The 2685-nt window shown below is 45.1% G+C and carries 3 protein-coding genes; all 3 read right to left on the bottom strand.

What is annotated here, in order from left to right; genetic code table 11:
- Positions 1–88: 88 nt before the first annotated feature.
- Positions 89–1726 (bottom strand): IS66 family transposase, encoded by a 1638-nt coding sequence (gene tnpC, locus ACTQ50_RS19360; RefSeq protein ID WP_441485527.1) that lies wholly within the window; start codon positions 1724–1726, stop codon positions 89–91.
- A gap of 71 nt (positions 1727–1797) precedes the next feature.
- Positions 1798–2145, bottom strand: coding sequence for an IS66 family insertion sequence element accessory protein TnpB (gene tnpB / locus ACTQ50_RS19365; protein ID WP_441064980.1), 348 nt, complete (start codon positions 2143–2145; stop codon positions 1798–1800).
- Positions 2139–2543 (bottom strand): IS66 family insertion sequence element accessory protein TnpA, encoded by a 405-nt coding sequence (tnpA, locus tag ACTQ50_RS19370; RefSeq protein ID WP_441136902.1) that lies wholly within the window; start codon positions 2541–2543, stop codon positions 2139–2141. The genes tnpB and tnpA overlap by 7 nt, the downstream gene beginning before the upstream one ends.
- Positions 2544–2685 lie beyond the last annotated feature (142 nt).

The following is a 2685-nucleotide window of genomic DNA, read 5'->3' on the forward strand; positions in this document are numbered from 1 at the left end:
GTAAGCGCACAGTTTTAAGGTGTACCCCATAACTGAAATCTGGCACCCTGCGCTAGGATGCCAGACATGCGAGTATTTTACTCCATTTTTATTTGCAAGTTTCCCGAACAGCGCTGCTCCACGGGGCAAGCTGTTTCAGTTCATCGTCTGACATTTCAACACTCGGACGATGTCCCAAAAGATAGTTCAGATATTTTTTCGGATCCAGATCATTCGCTTTAGCCGTTTCGATCATTGAATAGATCTTCATGCTGGCGTCTGCACCTGCAGGCGTATCACTGAACAGCCAGTTCTTGCGGCCTACGACCAGTGGGCGAATGCTGTTCTCGCTAAGATTATTACTCAGGCTGCATGCTCCGTCTTTCAGATAATTCATCATGTATGGACGACAGCCATTGGAATAGTTGATGGCACGGATGATCCGATCACCGCTTTTTGGCTGAAGCTGATCAAGCCACGACAAAAAAGCCTCTATGACAGGTTTTTGATCCTTCAGACGGCGGTTATAGATCTGTTTGAATGACAGCCCTTTCTCACGATAAGAACGTTCGTATTCGAACAGCTTATTACAGTATAGAAATCCCTGAACGGCAGGATTGGTATAATCCTTTTCATGCCCTTTGGGTATGGCCTGCAGCCAGTATCTTCTGATGTGAGCCCAGCAGCAACATCGCTGTGCTTCTGGTACTTTATTGTATCCTTTGTAACCATCCACCATGAGATAGTATCCCGGAACTGCACCTTTCAGAAATGTGGCTACATTACTTCCGGCACGGGTCGGTGTATAGTTATACAGAATGATCGGTACCTCACCATCATCACCGCTGCGGACCAGCCAGACATAGGATTTACTCTGAGGCCTCCGACCTTCTTCCTTCAATACCTGGATCGGAGTCTCATCGGCCATCAGCTGTCTTCGCTGCAGTAGTTTTCTATGCAGATATTCATACATTGGCAAAAAATAGTTTTTCGAGCAGCTGATGATCCAGTTTGCCATTGTAGTACGGCTGATCTTTGCGCCGAGATGTTCGAAGTCCTTCTCCTGGCGGTAAAGAGGTATGGACATGACATACTTGGCATACATCACATGTGCAGCCAGTCCGGATGAAACATAACTTCCCGGGATCAGTGCCGGTGTTCCCTCATCTTTTATAAACTGAGGATCTTCCGTTTCCTTGCACTTTGGACATTCATATGTGGTCGCATAATAATCGATACGTTCCAGCTTTGGTTCTGTGTATCGCAGCTCAGTCCTGATCAGTTCATGACCAATCGGAACCATTTTTGTACCACACTCGATACAGGTTTTCTGCTCCTCGGTAAGAGTATCGACATAGACTTTCTCTGTCGGAAGATCAGCAAAGACTTCATCATAGGTTGCCTTTGGCTTGCGGGTCTTTGTGTGTGCCTTTACTTCGATATACTCAACTTCCAATTCAACAGGAGCAGGTTCGTCTTCATCCTGAAGCTGGAATAGATTCATCTGTCCTGGCATCTGGTCATGACGTATCTCGCTGGTGGAGCCAAAAAGTTTTGTCTTCAGATAGTCCAGCTGAGCCTGAAGATTTGCGATAAGCTTATCCTTTTCGCTGTCTTTTTCATCACGTTCCTGCAGCATCTTCTGCATGGAACGAATGAGCTCGTTCTGAGTGCTGATTGTTGTATTCAGTTGTGAAATAGTATCCTTAAGCTCTAAGAGCCGGATCTCGTTTGCTCCTGAAGACATGGTTTTTCGCTCCTTTTCTATGGATCTATTATACCATAAAACATGCGAAAAGTCCCGTAAAATCAAGCATTTCAGGCACTTTTGATGGCCTTCGGCTGCTCGATTTCAAGTCCTGACATGAGCCAGTCGAACTGTCTCCAGGTGATAGGTTTTACTTCTTTGCGGTTGCGTGGCCACCGGTATTTTCCGATGCCGGCATCCAGCCTTTTATATAAAAGTACATAACCATCGCTTTCATGGAGGAGCACTTTTATACGATCATTACGTTTGCCGCAGAACAGGTAGATGGCTCTGTTTTTACCGGGATCCATCTTTAACTGATCCTGGATCAGGGCACATAATCCGTCTATGGATTTCCTCATATCTGTATAGCCACAGATCACGTAGATCTCATCTGCGACAGTGATATCGCCTAACATACATTTCCTGCCATGCATCGAATGATCTGTGACAGGAGCATTGGATCGACATCATTTGAAATCCTAATAGAAACAGTACCTGATTGAATCTCGATGGATGATGAAAACCTTCGGTCAGTCCGAATAGTTTCTAATGACTTAGAATCCATAGCTGTAGGAACATCAGGTATTACTTCCAGTTTTACCACCTCCTGTTTGGGTGTGGCTCTATAAGTTTCCCGTCCATTAGCCGGCGGGATATCATAGCATGCTTTCTTTCGAAGTCTTTTTACCCAGTTATAAAAAGTGCCGGGATTGATGTCATGCTCTGTACACCATTGATAATCACTGAGACCGCTGTTGCGGCATTCCATAATCAGCTGATACTGTTCGTCAGCAGTACGTCTTTGTGTGTTCATACGTTACCCCCATAATTATAGTGAAATGCTGGCATTTCACAGATCCTAGCATCAGATCTGTAGTAAAATGCTGGCGTCTATCCTCTATGATTATGGCAGATTTTCGGTGGAAGTTAAATCCACCCTGTTATTAGGCGCTTAC

This window comes from Blautia sp. Sow4_E7, from assembly GCF_052116245.1.
GTDB lineage: Bacteria > Bacillota > Clostridia > Lachnospirales > Lachnospiraceae > Blautia_A.